The organism is Dermabacter sp., from assembly GCF_032550575.1.
GTDB classification, from domain to species: Bacteria; Actinomycetota; Actinomycetes; order Actinomycetales; family Dermabacteraceae; genus Dermabacter; species Dermabacter hominis.
Window position 1 is genome coordinate 101,952 of sequence record NZ_JAWFZC010000004.1, and the last position, 16,242, is coordinate 118,193.

Sequence of the window (16,242 nt, forward strand, 5' to 3'; positions counted from 1 at the left end):
CGGCCCCTCATTCACGACCAACCCCGCTATATGAGTCGAATGAGTTGAAAAAGGGCGCACGAAACACGGGCGCTAAGTTTCAAGAGTATGCGAGAGTGGCTCCGCCCTCAAGACCTCGCACGAAAAAACTGGCGAGACTGTGGTCACGTCGGCAGTCGAGCCGTCCCGCGTGGGCCGGTCGTATCGACTCAACAGCCGCGCACGTCGCCTCGGTGGGAAGTTCGCGCCTGGATGCACGTGCGGGGGTTCCTCACGCCGCTTCACGCTTGAATTTTTCGATCTGCGCTTTGATGAACGGGGCACTGGTCGGAGCGTCGATGTTGTCTACCTGGATGAAAATATGGTTCTTTCCTCGGGACACTACGCCGAAGTAGGAGGTCGAATGCATGCCTTCACCGTCGGAAAAGTGCGTGTACACAAACGTGTCCATATCTTCGCCGCCCGGGGTGATGTATTCGTAGAAGCTCGGCTTCTCCCCTCGCTCGTCGGGGCACGTTCCCCACGGGAGGCGAAAAACCTCCATGATATTGACGTCCTCGTCGGTCTGGAACGCGATGACCCGAGCCTTCGGGGGTTCACCCACACTCCCCTGCCAGTCGGGGTCTTCCGTGTATTCAGCTGTCACGACTGTGTGTACGCCTGATTGCGGTGCCTGCATCGCTTCCACTGCCGCTTTGCATTCTTTTCTGTAGTCCGCCTCAAGGTAGCTTGGGTCGGGGATTTCAATAGGGAAAGATATCTGCTTATTGGCTGGTCGCTCCGTTGTGATGTCGACCTCGCTAAGGATCAGCAACTCGCCCGAGTCCTCTGGCGTGAGAAGCCACTTTGCGGGCTCACCCACCGGCTCGTCGGGAGGCTCTTGGTCCGACGGCTGCTCGCTCGGCACAGCGCTCGTGGGTGCGGGTTGTCCACCCGCGCCCACGCTCTTCAGTGCTCCACAGCCTGATGCAGACAGCGTCAGGGCGAGTACGGCAAGCGCTACGGAAAACCTCCGAACCGTGAGAAGACCAGGTTCGTTCGCGACAACGCACTTCACGACACCTACGTCCTTTCCAAGCGCACACCCGGCCTCGGCGCTACAAATGTCTACCCGGCAGAGTCCACTGATCGATCGAAAAGGTCTACTTGAGCTTTGATGAAGGCGACCGCTTGGGATTCTTCGACGCCCTGAACATAGAGGAAAAGTTGCGCCTTGCCGGCGGAGCGCCCACCAATATAGAAGTGCTTTCCATCAGCCATGATGTGAACAACGTCAAGGTCGTCGACCTGCTCGACGCTCACGTCGAATTTCCCGCCGATATCGCCACATGCCTTCGCCGCCTGGCTATAGAGCGTCATCACGTCAGTTTCCTCGTCAAGGATGACCGTCGCAGCATTGATGCTCACGTCCTCGCCGGGTGTCACAGGTGCGATATCACCTTTATACGTCGCAATCGCACCTTGAGCGATAGTGCCGTGAAAGCTCTCGATCTTCTGCGAAACCTCGGCGCACTCGGGAATCTGTGCGGCTTCGGCGCCGAGTGTAAATTGCAGTGTGAAGTCTCGATCGCTTGAGTCCTCAATCGAGGTCTTGAGGTCGTAATCCTCGACGCCATCGATGAGGGTATTCTCGGGCTTCAGAATCCACGTCGCCGGGTCGTTCACGTCGCCCGCCTCTTGCTCACCAACTCCACCGGCTGAGGTTTTGCCCGTTCCGCCCTTGCTTGAGGATCCGGAGTTTTCTGCGCCCGCCGAAGAGTCAGCGGAAGTGGAGGAGGCGTCGGACTTTTCCTGTTCCCTCGCACTGAGCGCGCCACACCCGCCCAGAGCGCCGACAAGGGCAAGTGCGGCGAGGGCTGAAACCCACGCGCGCTGGCGCAAGAGAGCAGTGGGAAAGATCGTCTGAGTCATGGGGAGCACCTCGCCATTACGTTGCGTTACCTACGGAGCGTTCAAAAAGGTCGATCTGGGCATCGATCACGGCCTTGGCCTCGTCATCACCGACATCGGACATGACGACAAAGATATGGCGCTTGCCGCTGGACTTTCCAGCGAGGAAGAACTCTTCGTCGGGAAGCTTGACGTGCACCCCTTCACCACCAAAAGGTTTTTCAACGGTGACCGGGGGCGCGCCCTGGATATTTCCGCACTTTTGCACAACATCGTTGTAGAAGTCCATGACGTTCATGTCGTCGGGGGTCGTCAGCGCGACAATCTTAATCATCGACTCCGCATTGACGGAGCCCGGAGCGGGCTGCCCTCGAAGCACACTGGTCGCAACAGCCTCGGACGTAAACGTTGCATTGTCGAGCGTGGTGACTGCGTCTGTGCATTCTGCTGAAATATTCGGGTGCTCGAGTGAGAAGCTCAGCTCGAAGTCCCCCTCCTCTTTGTCGACTTCTACCTCGCTGGGTTTCATGCCGTCCACCGGCAGATGCTCCTCGGTAAGAAGCCATGACTTCACATCATCGGGATTGCCCGCGGGCTGCTTTTTCCGGTCGGGAACGCCGCGCCCGCCGCTCCCCTTCGTTTGCCCGTTGTCGCCTGCATTATGCGAGTTCGACGAGGAGCCCGCTTGGTCGTTCTGTCCAGCATCGGTAAGCGCTCCGCACCCAGTCAGCGATGTGGCTAGGGCGAGAGCGGCGAGGCCCGAAAACCACATACCTGAACGGCGAGCAGATATGAATGCAGTTGCGTTGCTCATGACAATTCGCTACGGTCAGGCGGCATTCGTCACAGTGCGATCAAAAAGATCGATTTGGGCATCGATGTATGTTTTTGCTTGCTCAGGCTCGACATTCGCAAGGATCATCCAGACGTGCCGATTGCCGTGCGATTTACACACAATTAGCAGGTCCGCAGACCCCAATCGGGCGTGAATACCGTCGTGCCCGGGAAGCTTTTCCACGACCGACTTCGGCTCCCCGGGGGTGTTCGCACACTCACTGATGACGTCGTTATAGGCATCGCCGAGATTCAAGTCCTCTTTGGTCACAACCGCAGCTGACTGCACGGTCGCTGCCCCTTCCGTCTCATCCAACGCCTCGAAGTCACCTTCGTACTTCGCAATAGCCATGCCCTGGATGGGAACTTCAAACTCGTTCAATTTAGCCACAGCGTCCACACAGCTCTGCGATGCATTCGGATGTTCGAACGTAAAGCTCAGGGTGAATGTTCCGTCGCCGGATGGGCCGCCTTGCAGCACATCGACCGTCACACCTTCGATGCCCTTGAGCGGAACGTAAGGAGTGTTCGCAAGCCACGTCGCGGGATTGTCCACGCTGCCGGCAGGCTGCTCCTCCCCTTGAGCTGCGGGGGCGCTTTCATCGTCGGTGGGAGATGCAGAGGAGGTGCCCCCCGGCGTGGCGCTCGACGTATCGCTTGGATCGCTACTCGCCCCCTCGCTCGGCTCGGCAGATCCTCCACTCGAGCTCGAAGTGGTGGCTGCGGGAGAGGTTTCCTCCTTTTTAGCGACGCTGCTCCCGAGCGCCCCGCAGGCTGCGAGGGAAGTTGCAAGCAGCAGCGCGGCGACGCCTCGCGCGGCGCGGGTCAACGTGGGACGTGTACGTGACATGGGGGTCCTTAGGGCAGGGGGCAAGGTCCGGGCATACCTTACCAGCCGCCCTTGAGAGCCTCCTCACACCCTCGGGCTGGCAGCAAAAAGGGCCGCCCCGGCAGGGACGACCCTTTCGCTATGAAATGCGCCTAAAGCGCAGGAATCACTTGAGGGTGACGGTTGCGCCAGCGCCCTCGAGCTGCTCCTTGGCCTTCTCAGCGTCTTCCTTCGAGGCAGCCTCGAGAACCGGCTTCGGAGCGCCATCGACGAGGTCCTTCGCCTCCTTGAGGCCGAGACCCGTGAGAGCGCGCACCTCCTTGATGACGGCAATCTTGGCCGAACCGACCGACTCGAGGATGACGTCGAATTCGTCCTTCTCCTCAGCAGCGGCAGCTTCGCCACCGGCAGCGCCGCCAGCAGCGGCAACGGCAACGGGGGCAGCAGCGGTCACGTCGAAGACCTCTTCGAACTGCTTCACGAACTCGGAGAGCTCGATGAGGGTCATTTCCTTGAAAGCTTCGATGAGCTCGTCGTTGGTGAGCTTAGCCATGGGGCTAGTCCTTCCTGTCAAGTGGCACCTAAGGGTGCCAGGCGCATGTGCGCCGGGTGTTTGTGTAAAAGGTTGTGCCGAGCGCGTGCATCACGCCTCGGGATGAGACTCGAAGCCTCAGCCCTCGTTCTTGGCACGCAGGGCGTCCACGGTGCGCGCGGTCTTGGTGAGCGGCGCAGCGAGAACGAAAACAGCCTTCGACATCGATGCCTTGAGAGCACCGGCAGTCTTGGCAAGAAGAACCTCGCGCGATTCGAGATCGGCAAGCTTCTCAACGTCGTCAGCCGTGAGGGCTTTGCCCTCAAAGTAACCGGACTTGACGACCAGCATGGGGTTGTCCTTGGCAAAGTCACGCAGAGCCTTAGCCGGTTCGACCGGCTCGCCCTTAATGAACGCGATCGCAGTAGGGCCGTTGAGATCGCCCTCAAAGGCGTCGATCCCAGCTTCCCGCGCCGCGATAGCAGCAAGCGTGTTCTTTACCACGGCGTAGGTAGTGTCGGCACCGAGCGAACGACGCAGCGTCTTGAGCTGGTCAACGCTCAGCCCGCGGTACTCGGTCAGAATTGCCGCACTCGACTCGCGGAACAGTTCCGTGAGCTCGGCAACGGCAGCTGCCTTGTCAGGCCTCGCCATGGCCCTCCTTCCAGAGGTCTCGAGGCCGGCCTGAAAGCTTCAGTCATGAAAAAAGCCTTGACCGCAGGGTCAAGGCTTGAGCACGCACATAGCGCGTATCGTTTCTTGAGCACCTGCGCAGGCCGTTTCACCACAGTGAAAGCTTTCGGTCCCCCTGATGGCAGGGCGACGACCGGCGGTCTTCGGTGAGATCAACTTTACCCCCACACCCGCGGCAGCGAAACCCCACGAGCGGTGATCCCTCCCACAAGCAAGCCGCACTTCATGCCGACGTGAATCGGGCCACAGTTCAAAAATGGGGACCAATATCCCTTCGGCTGCCGTCGGACCCTAACCGGCACGTTACCGCGCTTCCATTCCGGCCTCGTCACCCTCTCTCGAGGTCCAACTTCACCCAGTATTCATGGTCTCAATGAACATGCAGGTCATTCGGGGACCTTATACCCCTAGAGCGCTAGACTGGCGCTTGTGACCGAGACCAAAGCTGGTCCGGGCCCACTATTTCCAGATCCGCACACCACACCCCCAACCTTCCGCAAACAAACTCTCTGACCTGCACTTTTGCTTAATCTAGACAGCTATCAAACGTTGTTGAGTGCACCACGGCAGCCACGTAGGTTGGAGTCACAACGACGTACTTTTCTATTCACTCCACCCGCAGAAAAGGATGGACACGCTCATGGCAGACGCCAAAGCTACGCCCGATACGGACACGCAGGCGATGATCGACGCTCTCGCAGACAAGGGCGCGACCGCGCTCAAAGAGTTCCGCGACTTCACACAAGAGCAGGTCGATCACATCGTGCACCAGGCGGCCCTCGCTGCCCTGGACCAACACATGGCGATCGCCAAGCACGCCGTCGAAGAGACCGGGCGCGGTGTGTACGAAGACAAGATCATCAAGAACATCTTCGCCTCCGAATACATTTGGAACTCGATTAAGCACGACAAGACCGTCGGCATCCTCCACGAGGACAAGACTCGCGGTGTGATTGAAGTTGCCGAACCCGTGGGCGTCATTGCAGGCGTCACGCCCACGACCAACCCGACCTCGACCACGATCTTCAAGTCGCTCATCGCCCTGAAGACCCGCAACCCGATCATCTTCGCGTTCCACCCGAGCGCCCAGGAAAGCTCCGCCCACGCCGCACGCGTCGTGTACGAAGCTGCCGTCGAGGCCGGAGCTCCCGAGAACTGCGTGCAGTGGATCGAAACGCCCTCGCTCGAAGCGACCGGCCTGCTCATGAACCACGACAAGGTTGCCCTCGTGCTTGCCACCGGTGGCTCGGGCATGGTCAAGGCCGCCTACTCCACCGGCAAGCCCGCCCTCGGCGTGGGCCCGGGCAACGTTCCCGTGTACATCGATAAGACCGCGAAGATTTCGCGCACCGTCAACGATCTTTTGCTGTCGAAGACCTTCGACTCGGGCATGATCTGTGCATCCGAACAGAGCGTCCTCGTTCACACCGACATCAACAAAGAATTCGTTGCCGAATTCGAAAAGTACGGCGGCTACTTCCTGAACAAGACCGAACGCACGAAGCTCGAGAAGTTCATGATCACCGACAAGGGTGGAGTCAACCCCGCACTCGTCGGCTCGAGCGCCCTCAAGATCGCCGAAGGCGCAGGACTCAACGTTCCCGACTACACGAAGGTTCTCCTCGTGCCGATCGACGGCGTGGGCAAAGACCACCCGTTCAGCCAGGAAAAGCTCATGCCGGTACTCGGCTACAAGGTCGTCAAGGACGCTGCCGAGGGCTTCGATCTCGCCGATCAGCTTCTTGAACACGGCGGTCTCGGCCACACCGCCGTCATCCACACGAGCGACGAGAAGCAGGAGCGCGAGTACGGCATCGCGATGCGCGCGTGCCGCATCGTCGTCAACTCCCCGAGCTCGCAGGGCGGCATCGGTGACATCTACAACGGCCTCATCCCTTCGCTCACCCTCGGCTGCGGCTCCTACGGCCACAACTCGGTGTCGCGCAACGTGTCGGCCATCGATCTGATCAACATCAAGCGAATTGCGGAGCGTCGTAACAACATGCAGTGGTTCAAGGTTCCGAAGACCTACTTCGAGCGCTACTCCACCCAGTACCTGCGCGACATGGAAGGTATCAACCGAGCCTTCATCGTGACCGACCCGGGCATGGTCCAGTTCGGTTACGTCGACATCGTTCTCGAGCAGCTTCGCGAGCGCCGCAACCCAATCCAGTACCAGATCTTCTCGGACGTCGAGCCCAACCCGAGCTCCGACACCGTGTTCCGCGGCGTCGAGCAGATGAACCAGTTCAAGCCCGACACGATCATCGCCCTCGGCGGCGGCTCCGCAATGGACGCCGCGAAGGGTATGTGGATGTTCTACGAGGACGGCAACGCTTCTTACTTCGGCATGAAGCAGAAGTTCCTCGATATCCGCAAGCGCACCTACACCTTCCCGAAGCTCGGTGAAAAGGCAAGCTTCGTCGCGATCCCAACGACCTCGGGCACCGGCTCAGAGTGCACCCCGTTCGCGGTCATCACCGACTCCGAGAACCACGTGAAGTACCCGATCGCCGACTACGCGATTCTTCCCGACGTCGCCATCGCCGATGCGCAGTTCGTGGACACCGTCCCCGCCCGCACGGCGGCTGACTCGGGCATGGACGCACTCACCCACGCGATCGAGTCGTACGTCTCGACGATGGCTTCGGACTACACGAAGGGCCTCTCGCTCCGCGCGGTCCAGATGATCTTCGCGAACCTCCGCAAGTCGGTCCTCGAGGGCGACCGCGAGGCCAAGGAGAACATGCACAATGCCTCCACCATGGCGGGCATCGCTTTCGCGAACGCCTTCCTCGGTATCGTGCACTCGCTTTCGCACAAGGTCGGCGCCGAGTTCAACCTCGCGCATGGCCGCACGAACGCGATCTTCCTCCCGCACGTCATCAACTACAACGCGAAGAAGCCCGTGAAGCACGCGCTCTTCCCGAAGTACGAGTCGTTCCGTGCCGATGAGGACTTCGCCGAGATTGCCCGCGCACTCAACCTCCCGGCAAAGACCACGGAGGAAGGCGTCGCCTCGCTCGTCAAGGCCGTCACCGAGCTCGCCGAGGACATCGGCATCGACATGTCGCTCAAGGCGAACGGCGCGACGCTCGAGCACCTCGAAAAGACGATCGACACCCTTGCCGATCGCGCCTACGAGGACCAGTGCACGCCGGCAAACCCGAAGCAGCCTCTCGTGAGCGAACTCAAGGCGCTCATCCGCGACGCCTTTGAGGGTGAACTCGACTACAGCGAGAAGCACGCGAAGTAAGCACGGCATTTCCTCCGCAACGGTATGAGGGGTGGCTCCGCTTGGCGGGGCCACCCCTCCTCGCTGCCTCGGCACCGTTTGTGCGTCGTTCGGCTAGGCCTGCCCCGAGTCGAAATACTCGCGAATGTTCGCGGGCACGGGAGGAACCTCGAGCATCTGCCCACCCGCGCGGATCGAACGAGCGCCGTACACGCCCGTGGCGACCGCCTCGCGCGCGGCAATCACCGACACATCCGTACGGCCACCGTTCCTCGCGAATTCGAGGAATTCATTGATGAGCCGTGGATCAGCACCGCCGTGGCCGCCGTCGGCCCTCGCGATCACCTCCACCTGATCCGGGCGAGCGGCACCCGAGTGGCGCGAGTTCCACAGGTAGATCTGATCCCCGGCGCTGTCGCCCATGTTTTCGATCCGCCCTTCGTCGCCGATGACCGTATAGTTGCGCCAGTAATCCGGGGTGAAATGGCACTGCTGGTACGAGGCATAGACGCCGTTGTCCAGCGTCATGTGGATCATCGAGATGTCCTCGACGTCGATTATGGGGTTGAGTTCCCTCTGCTTCGAGGGCGGATAGACGTCCGCATCGAACCAGTCCCACATAATGCGATCGGAGTTATCGCGTCGGTCCTCGATGTCGCCGTAAACCTCGAGGCCGCCGATACCGGAAACCCGGCGGGTGTAGCCACCGGCGAGCCAGTGAATGACGTCGATGTCATGAGCGCCCTTCTGCAGCAAGAGCGAGAACGCGCGCGCACGCTCGGCGTGCCAATCCTTGAAGTAGAAGTCGCCGCCGGCCCCCACGAAATGCCGGCACCAAATGGCACGCACGCGACCGATTAACCCGGCATCAATCATGTCCTTCATCTGGCGGATCACCGGCATATGGCGCATGTTGTGGCCCACGTAAAGCCGCGTGCGCTTCTCGTAGGCGAGGTTTAACATCGCATCGGTGTCCTCGACAGAGATCGCCATGGGCTTTTCGGAAAACGTCGGTATACCCGCCCCGAGCGTTGTGAGTGCGATCGAGGCGTGTAGGTCGTCGGGCGCGAGGATCATGACCGCATCAACGTCGTGGCTGCCCAGAATATCCCCGACGGTGTTCACCGTGTGGACGTCCTCGCCGATGATCTCGCGCGCTTTCTTTTTGCCTCGCTCGGTGGGATCCGCGACGACCGTGACGCGGGCTCCCTCTCCCGGTTTATGCGCGTGACGCGCCAGAGCGCCACGAGCGCCAAAACCCACCACTCCTACTCGTAGATCGGCGTTCTGAGTCAACGAGAGCCCCTTTCAACAGCGGTGCAGGCGCAGCCTTCACTGGGCGAGCCCACGACGCACCGATTACGTGGCCTTGGCCACTAACAGTACCCAATCACACGGCGCGAGCTCAGCAGCCGTGGCGTGAGAGGCGGGCGCGCCTTCGACCGCTATCGTGCCCTAGGTCCCTACATCTCTTACCGATCCGGGCAACCGGATTACGCATAAAACTACGTCTCCTGCACCCGTCTCCTGAGCCTGCGGGCGTCCCGTTCGTCTGATGTCATGGGTGTGGCGCATATCCCGCGCAGCCCGGCCACACACCGTGCGCCGGTTGGCCCCCGCGATACGCGATTGATAGGAACGACACAGCAAGGATTTATCGATGACGACCAATCCGACCGCACAAGATTCAGCGGTATACAAGTACCGGCCCTCAAAACTACGCACGGGTCCCTCCAAGAACGATAAGTCCTTCATCGGTCACCCTGGCGGCCTACCCTGGATGCTCCAGGTCGAAATGTGGGAGCGCTTTAGCTGGTTCGGCATGCGCGCGATCCTGCTGTACTTCCTCACCGATGTCGCTGCTAACCAGGGTCTCGGTCTTTCGGATACCGCGGGACAGGTCATCGTGTCCGCCTACGGCGCCGCGGTGCTCCTCATGACAATCCCGGGCGGCATCATCGCCGATCGCATCCTCGGCCCGTGGATTTCTGGCCTCATCGGTGGATCGGTCATCATGCTCGGCCACGTGCTGCTCGCGTTCCCGGCCGCGATCACCTCATGGTCGGGCCTGATCTGCATCGCTATTGGTACGGGCCTCATCAAACCGAACCTCGCGACAATCGTGGGCGGCCTCTACGATGAGGACGACCCGAGGCGCGATGCTGGCTTCCAGTACTTCTACATGTCGGTGAACGTCGGCTCGCTCGTTGCCCCGCTGATCGTAGGCTTCCTGCGCGGCCACTTCGGCTACCACGTCGGCTTCCTCGCCGCTGCCGTCGGCATGGCGCTTGCACTCGTGTCGTTCTTCTACGGCCGCCACAAGCTCGGCGAGTTCGCCTACCGCATCCCGAACCCGCTCCAGAAGGGTGAAGGCGCGCGTCTCGCCCTCGGCGGCCTCGGCATTGTCGTCGTCGCGACACTCCTGGTGCTCGGTTTCAATGCCCTCCTCGGCGAGCTTCACTCGGCGATCGCCTACTCGCTGTTCACCTTCGCTCTGATCATGAGCGCCTACTACTTCCTCACGATGTTTAAGAGCCCGAAGGTCACCGCACAGGAGCGCACGCACCTTGGCGCATTCCTGCCCCTCTGGGTCGGCCAGGTTCTGTTCGTCGTGATCTTCGAGCAGGCTGCCGGCAAGATGGCCTTCTTCGCCGAGAACAACACGGACCGCACGATCGGCGCACTGAACCTCTCCCCCGAGGTTTACCAGTCCATCAACCCCGCCGCGGTGCTCTTGCTCTCGCCGGTGATCGCGTGGATCTTCACACGCCGCAAGGGCAAGTTCCCGAACACGGCCGCAAAGTTCGCACTTTCTCTCGTCATCATCGCGCTGTCGGCATTGCTCATGGGCTACGGCTTCGGAACGTGGCCGGGTGCGGGCATGCTCGCCCCGTTCTGGTACCTGGGCCTCGTGTTCGTCGTGCAGACGGTTGCCGAGCTGTGCATGAACCCCGTGGGCCTCTCGGTGACGACCAAGCTCGCACCGAAGCAGTTTGCCTCGCAAACCATGACCCTTTGGTACCTTGCGCCGAGCGTCGGCATGGGTCTCACGTCGGTGATTATCGACCAGGTGAAGAGGGCAAACCTCGGTGACGCCGTGTACTACTACGGCCTCGGTGCCGTGACCGTCGTCGTGGCGATCATTATGTTCTTGATTGCCCCCTGGGTGCAGTCGAAGATGGACGACGTCGATCAGCGCGAGCTCAGTGGAGCGCGTGAGGTTGGCGTGAAGGTCGCGAAGTAATCGCACCCTCCTATACGAGAGTGGGCCCCGCGCATTGCGCGGGGCCCACTCTTTTATGCTGTGCTCTCCGGGAGCTTCGAGGCTCAGGCCTCGTCGGTCTCCTCGGTGAGGTTGCGCGTACGGTTCACGTCGATCGGAACACCGGGACCGAAGGTCGTGGACATCGTGACCTTCGAGATGTAGCGGCCCTTCGAGCTCGCCGGCTTGAGGCGCAGGATCTCCTCGAGAGCTGCAACGTAGTTCTCCACGAGCTGCTTCTCGGTGAACGAGGCCTTGCCGATGATGAAGTGAAGGTTGGCAGCACGGTCAACGCGGAAGTCGATCTTGCCGCCCTTGATGTCGCTGACAGCCTTCGCGGTGTCCATCGTGACGGTGCCGGTCTTGGGGTTCGGCATGAGGCCACGGGGACCGAGCACGCGGCCAAGGCGGCCCACCTTACCCATGAGGTTCGGGGTTGCCACGGCGGTGTCGAAGTCGGTCCAGCCGCCTGCAACTTTCTCGATGAGGTCGTCGTCGCCGACCTCGTCGGCGCCTGCGGCGCGTGCTGCCTCGGCCTGGGGGCCGGTCGCGAACACGATGACGCGGGCGGTCTTACCGGTGCCGTGCGGGAGGTTGACGGTGCCGCGCACCATCTGGTCCGCCTTGCGGGGGTCAACGCTCAGGCGCATGGCGACCTCAACGGTCGAGTCGGTCTTCTTGGAACCGGACTTCTTGACGATGCGCACGGCATCGAGGGGCGCGTAGTGGCGACCTTCCTCAATGAGTGCGGCGGCGTCCTGGAATGCCTTTGATTTCTTTGCCATTTGGATCAGCCCTCCACCGTGATGCCCATGGAACGCGCGGTTCCAGCCACGATCTTCGCGGCGGCGTCAATATCGTTTGCGTTGAGATCGGGCATCTTGGTCTGCGCGATCTCCTTGACCTGCTCCATGGTCACCTTGCCCACCTTCTGGGTGTGGGGCACGGGTGAGCCCTTGTCAAGGCCTGCGGCCTTGAGGAGGAGGCGTGCAGCGGGCGGAGTCTTGGTGATGAACGTGAACGAGCGATCCTCGTACACGGTGATCTCAACCGGGACGATGTTGCCGCGCTGGCTTTCGGTGGCGGCGTTGTAGGCCTTGGTGAACTCAACGATGTTCACACCGGCGGCACCGAGTGCCGGGCCGATCGGCGGAGCAGGCGTCGCCTGTCCAGCCTGGATCTGGAGCTTGATAATGCTCGCGACCTTTTTCTTGGGAGCCATTGCTCTTCCTTCTTGTCGTGGTTCGGGCGGATACCGTTCGGCACCCTCCCACTACGGTCCCGCGAGTGCGGGCGGGCGTTTTCAGATCTTGGCGACCTGCTCGAAGCCCAACTCGAGCGGGGTCTCGCGGCCGAAGATCGACACGAGAACCCGAAGTTTCTGGTTGGTGTTGTCGATGTCCGCGATCGTGGCGGGCATCGTTTCGAAGGGGCCGTCCATGACGGTGACGGACTCGCCCACCTCGAACGCCGGGATGGCCTTTTCCTTGGCCTTGGAAGAAGAGGACTTCTTCTTCTCGGGGAGGTTGACCGACGGCGCCAACAGAGAGTAAATCTCATCGAACGAGAGAGGTACAGGATCGGTGCTGTTTCCCACAAAGCCGGTCACGCCCGGGGTGTCACGCACCACTCGCCACGAAGCTTCGGTGAGATCCATGCGCACGTACACGTAGCCGGGAATGCGCACGCGGCGCACGATCTTCTTTTGACCGTTCTTGACCTCGGTCGCATCCTCCATGGGCACCTCGACCTGGAAGATGTAATCCTCCATGTCCTGCGTTTCGGTGCGCGTGAGCAGCTGGGTCTTCACACGATTTTCGTGACCCGAGTAGGAGTGGATGACGTACCACTCGCCGGGTGCGGAACGCAGGTGACGCTTGAGGGCCACAACCGGATCCTCAACCGCGCTCTCCGAGTTTTCGTCGAGAACGACGGGGGCCTCTGCGCCCTCGGCTTCCTCCGCGGGCGCTGCGTTTTCGGGAGCTTCGCCGCTCTCGGGGGCGTCGGCCACTTCCGGGGTGGTGTCGAGGGCCTCGTTTGCGAGGTCGTCGTGCATATCTTCTGCCACGAGTATCGTTTCCTTACTCTCGAAAATCTCAGTGCGCCGTGAACAGTGCGCGCGTGAGCGAGCCGAACACGAAGTCCATGCCGAACACGAGAAGGATCATGAACACGACGAACGCGACAACCGCAATCGTGTAGGTGACCATTTCGCGACCGGTCGGCGTGACAACCTTGCGCAGTTCCGTGAAAACCTGCTGGAGGAAGATCCAGCACGCCTTGAAGGGGTTCTTCGTGCCGATGGTCGACTCTTGCTCGAAGTCGCCACGAGTGGGGTCGGTCTCGGGGTGAACGCTCATCGTTTTCCTTCTCCATCTCGACGTCGGCAACGTGTCGATCGGGCGCTGGGGATTACCGCTTAAAGAAAAAGCAGGGCAGACAGGACTCGAACCTGCAACCTACGGTTTTGGAGACCGTTGCGCTACCAATTGCGCCACTGCCCTGTGCTTCACGAGCACTGCCCGAGGAGCGAAGCCCTCAAAAAGGGCCAGATACGATCATAGGGCAATTGAACGCCGCGGTCTAGTCACGAGGGCCCTTATCGCGATTGTGTGACGCACTCGGCTTGAATCAGGCGCTGGCGTCCTTTGCGGGCGCGTGACGCACGGGTTTCACGCGACGCTCTGCTTTTTCTGACAAGATCGAATCTATGAGCTTCGATGACTCCACCTCCACACCGCACGAACGGCGCCTTTCTGCGCGCCTCACATCGATCGCTGAGTCGGCCACTCTCGCCGTTGACGCGAAGGCGAAGGCTCTCGCCGCGCAAGGAGAAGACGTCATAGGCTTCGGCGCTGGCGAGCCGGATTTCCCCACGCCCGAACACATCGTCGAAGCTGCGATCGCCGCCGCTCGCGATCCAAAGAATCACCGCTACTCCCCCGCGACCGGCCTTCCAGAGCTCAAGGAGGCGATCGCGCACCAGACCTTTGAGAGCGACCGCGTTCGCGTCGATGCCTCACGCATCATCGTCACCAACGGCGGGAAGCAGGCCGTATACGAAGCACTCGCAGCGCTCCTCGATCCGGGCGATGAAGCCATCCTGCCAGCGCCCTACTGGACAACGTATCCGGAGGCAGTTCGGCTTGCGGGCGGAGTTCCCATCGCCGTGCGCGCGGGCGCCGACCAGGGCTATATCCCCTCGATCGAGCAGCTCGAGGCCGCCCGCACGCCGCGTTCGAAGGTCGTGCTGCTGTGTTCACCGTCGAACCCTACGGGGGCGGTCATGAGCCGCGCTCAGGTGGAAGAGTTCGGGCGTTGGACACTCGAGAACGATCTGTGGGTGCTCTCCGATGAGATTTACCAGCACCTTGTCTATGACGGCGCGACGTTCCATTCGATCCTTGACGTGGTGCCCGAGCTCGAGGATCGCACGATCCTCGTCAACGGCGTCGCCAAGACGTTCGCCATGACCGGCTGGCGCGTCGGCTGGTTGATCGCTCCGCCGGACATCGCCCAGGGCGTTGCGCGGCTCCAAAGCCACCTGACCTCGAACGTCAACAACGTTGCCCAGCGCGCCGCCATCGCCGCGCTGACGGGCCCCACCGAACCGCTCGACACAATGCGTGAAGCGTTCGATCGGCGACGCCGCACGATGGTCGACATGCTCAGCGAGATCGAAGGTCTCACGCTGCCGACTCCTCGCGGGGCGTTCTACGCCTTCCCCGATGTCACGGGCCTTCTGGGGCGCGAGATCGACGGCACGCGCGTCACCACGTCGGCCGAACTCGCCGCACTCATCCTCGAGCGCGCCAAGGTTGCACTCGTGCCCGGGGAGGCTTTCGATGCGCCGGGTCACCTCCGCCTCAGCTATGCGCTTTCCGACGTAGACCTGGCGAAGGGCGTTGCTCGACTTCAGAAGGTGCTCGGCTAGCCATGGCAACCGTCGGAAATCCACACCCCAATCGCGAAGGCAAGCGAGACCTGCGCGCGCTGCCCAAGGCTCACCTGCACCTGCACTTCACGGGCTCGATGCGTCACGACACGTTGCAGGAGCTCGCGGCCGCACAGAAGTTGCGGTTGCCGCGCACGCTCACCGAACAGACCGCGCTCAAGGTCGAGCCGAGCGCGCGCGGCTGGTTCCGCTTCCAGCGCTTCTACGACGCCGCACGCACCGTCGTCAACAGCGAGACGATTATGCGCCGCCTCCTTCGCGAGGCCGCCGAGGATGATCTCGCCGAGGGCTCCGTACGGCTCGAGCTGCAAATTGATCCCACGAGTTACGCACCGTTCGTGGGCGGCATTACCCCCGCAATCGAGATCATCGTGGACGAAGCCCGCGCGATCGAGCGCGACCTCGGAATCTCCATGGGGATCATCGTCGCGGCGAGCCGCATGCGCCACCCGCTCGATGCCCGCATCCTCGCCCGCCTTGCCGTCAAGCATGCGGGGACCGTGATCGGATTCGGTCTGTCCAACGACGAGCGGCGCGGGGATACGAGTGCGTTTGCGGGTGCGTTCAGAATTGCCCACAACGGGGGCCTCGCCGCGATGCCCCACGGCGGCGAGCTCCTCGGCCCGCCGCACATCCACGAGGTCGTCGAGGCGTTGAGGCCCACCCGCCTCGGCCACGGCGTGCGCGCGATCGAGGATCCTCGACTGCTCGACACACTCGTGGAGCGCGACATTGCCCTCGAAGTGTGCCCGGCGTCGAACGTTTCCCTCGGCGTGTATGGCGATATCGGCGATGTGCCCGTACCGCAGCTCGCACGCTCCGGTGCCACGATCGCCCTCGGCGCGGACGACCCGCTCCTTTTCGGTTCGCGCCTTCTCGCCCAGTACCAAGCCGTGCGCGCAATGGGCATGAGCGACCGGGAAATCGCCGATCTCGCCGCCGGATCAATCCGCGCCTCGCGCATGAGCGACGCGCACAAGGCAGCGCAGCTCGAACGCGTGCGCGAGTGGTACGAAGGCGCGGCTTGAGCGCG

The 16,242-nt window shown here is 61.8% G+C and carries 15 protein-coding genes and 1 tRNA gene; 4 read left to right on the forward strand and 12 right to left on the reverse strand.

The window, feature by feature from the left end; translation table 11 throughout:
• Positions 1-250: 250 nt before the first annotated feature.
• The 6 genes from E6X30_RS05815 to rplJ form a co-directional block, all read right to left on the reverse strand.
• The gene (locus tag E6X30_RS05815; RefSeq protein WP_316335872.1) at positions 251-1,036 is read right to left on the reverse strand and encodes a hypothetical protein; all 786 of its coding nucleotides are present in this window, start codon (positions 1,034-1,036) and stop codon (positions 251-253) included.
• Between the two features lie 50 nt (positions 1,037-1,086).
• Positions 1,087-1,890: a hypothetical protein gene (locus E6X30_RS05820; RefSeq protein ID WP_316335873.1), complete on the reverse strand. Its 804-nt coding sequence runs from the start codon at positions 1,888-1,890 to the stop codon at positions 1,087-1,089.
• 16 nt (positions 1,891-1,906) lie between these two features.
• On the reverse strand, positions 1,907-2,683 hold the full coding sequence (locus E6X30_RS05825; protein ID WP_141740594.1) for a hypothetical protein: 777 nt from the start codon (positions 2,681-2,683) through the stop codon (positions 1,907-1,909).
• 15 nt (positions 2,684-2,698) lie between these two features.
• The gene (locus tag E6X30_RS05830; RefSeq protein WP_016664007.1) at positions 2,699-3,553 is read right to left on the reverse strand and encodes a hypothetical protein; all 855 of its coding nucleotides are present in this window, start codon (positions 3,551-3,553) and stop codon (positions 2,699-2,701) included.
• 145 nt (positions 3,554-3,698) lie between these two features.
• Positions 3,699-4,085, reverse strand: a complete 387-nt coding sequence (gene rplL, locus E6X30_RS05835) for a 50S ribosomal protein L7/L12 (protein ID WP_061211095.1) — start codon at positions 4,083-4,085, stop codon at positions 3,699-3,701.
• A gap of 117 nt (positions 4,086-4,202) precedes the next feature.
• Positions 4,203-4,718: a 50S ribosomal protein L10 gene (rplJ, locus tag E6X30_RS05840; RefSeq protein ID WP_016664005.1), complete on the reverse strand. Its 516-nt coding sequence runs from the start codon at positions 4,716-4,718 to the stop codon at positions 4,203-4,205.
• 679 nt (positions 4,719-5,397) lie between these two features.
• Between rplJ and adhE the strand changes: the two genes are divergently transcribed.
• Positions 5,398-8,013: a bifunctional acetaldehyde-CoA/alcohol dehydrogenase gene (adhE, locus tag E6X30_RS05845; protein WP_316335874.1), complete on the forward strand. Its 2,616-nt coding sequence runs from the start codon at positions 5,398-5,400 to the stop codon at positions 8,011-8,013.
• Positions 8,014-8,106: 93 nt separating this feature from the next.
• Here adhE and E6X30_RS05850 read toward each other — a convergent pair whose 3' ends face one another.
• Positions 8,107-9,288 (reverse strand): Gfo/Idh/MocA family oxidoreductase, encoded by a 1,182-nt coding sequence (locus tag E6X30_RS05850; RefSeq protein ID WP_316335875.1) that lies wholly within the window; start codon positions 9,286-9,288, stop codon positions 8,107-8,109.
• Positions 9,289-9,652: 364 nt separating this feature from the next.
• Here E6X30_RS05850 and E6X30_RS05855 point away from each other — a divergent pair, with 364 nt between their 5' ends.
• On the forward strand, positions 9,653-11,236 hold the full coding sequence (locus E6X30_RS05855; protein WP_316335876.1) for an oligopeptide:H+ symporter: 1,584 nt from the start codon (positions 9,653-9,655) through the stop codon (positions 11,234-11,236).
• Between the two features lie 83 nt (positions 11,237-11,319).
• Here the strand turns inward: E6X30_RS05855 and rplA are convergent, their stop codons facing one another.
• The 5 genes from rplA to E6X30_RS05880 all read right to left on the reverse strand — a co-directional run bounded on the left by rplA (position 11,320) and on the right by E6X30_RS05880 (position 13,758).
• Positions 11,320-12,039 carry a 50S ribosomal protein L1 gene (gene rplA / locus E6X30_RS05860; protein WP_016664001.1) on the reverse strand — a complete coding sequence of 240 codons (720 nt, stop codon included), beginning with the start codon at positions 12,037-12,039 and terminating at the stop codon, positions 11,320-11,322.
• Between the two features lie 5 nt (positions 12,040-12,044).
• Positions 12,045-12,476 carry a 50S ribosomal protein L11 gene (gene rplK / locus E6X30_RS05865; protein ID WP_016664000.1) on the reverse strand — a complete coding sequence of 144 codons (432 nt, stop codon included), beginning with the start codon at positions 12,474-12,476 and terminating at the stop codon, positions 12,045-12,047.
• 81 nt (positions 12,477-12,557) lie between these two features.
• On the reverse strand, positions 12,558-13,322 hold the full coding sequence (nusG, locus tag E6X30_RS05870; RefSeq protein WP_193433707.1) for a transcription termination/antitermination protein NusG: 765 nt from the start codon (positions 13,320-13,322) through the stop codon (positions 12,558-12,560).
• Positions 13,323-13,350: 28 nt separating this feature from the next.
• Entirely contained in the window at positions 13,351-13,614 is a 264-nt protein-coding gene (secE, locus tag E6X30_RS05875) for a preprotein translocase subunit SecE (protein ID WP_034372185.1), read from the reverse strand.
• Positions 13,615-13,685: 71 nt separating this feature from the next.
• Positions 13,686-13,758 (reverse strand) — tRNA-Trp (locus E6X30_RS05880).
• A 206-nt stretch (positions 13,759-13,964) separates the two neighbouring features.
• On the opposite strand from E6X30_RS05880, the gene E6X30_RS05885 reads away from it, so the two are divergent.
• Positions 13,965-15,188: a pyridoxal phosphate-dependent aminotransferase gene (locus tag E6X30_RS05885; RefSeq protein WP_316335877.1), complete on the forward strand. Its 1,224-nt coding sequence runs from the start codon at positions 13,965-13,967 to the stop codon at positions 15,186-15,188.
• Positions 15,189-15,190: 2 nt separating this feature from the next.
• Entirely contained in the window at positions 15,191-16,237 is a 1,047-nt protein-coding gene (locus tag E6X30_RS05890; RefSeq protein WP_316335878.1) for an adenosine deaminase, read from the forward strand.
• Positions 16,238-16,242: the final 5 nt, after the last annotated feature.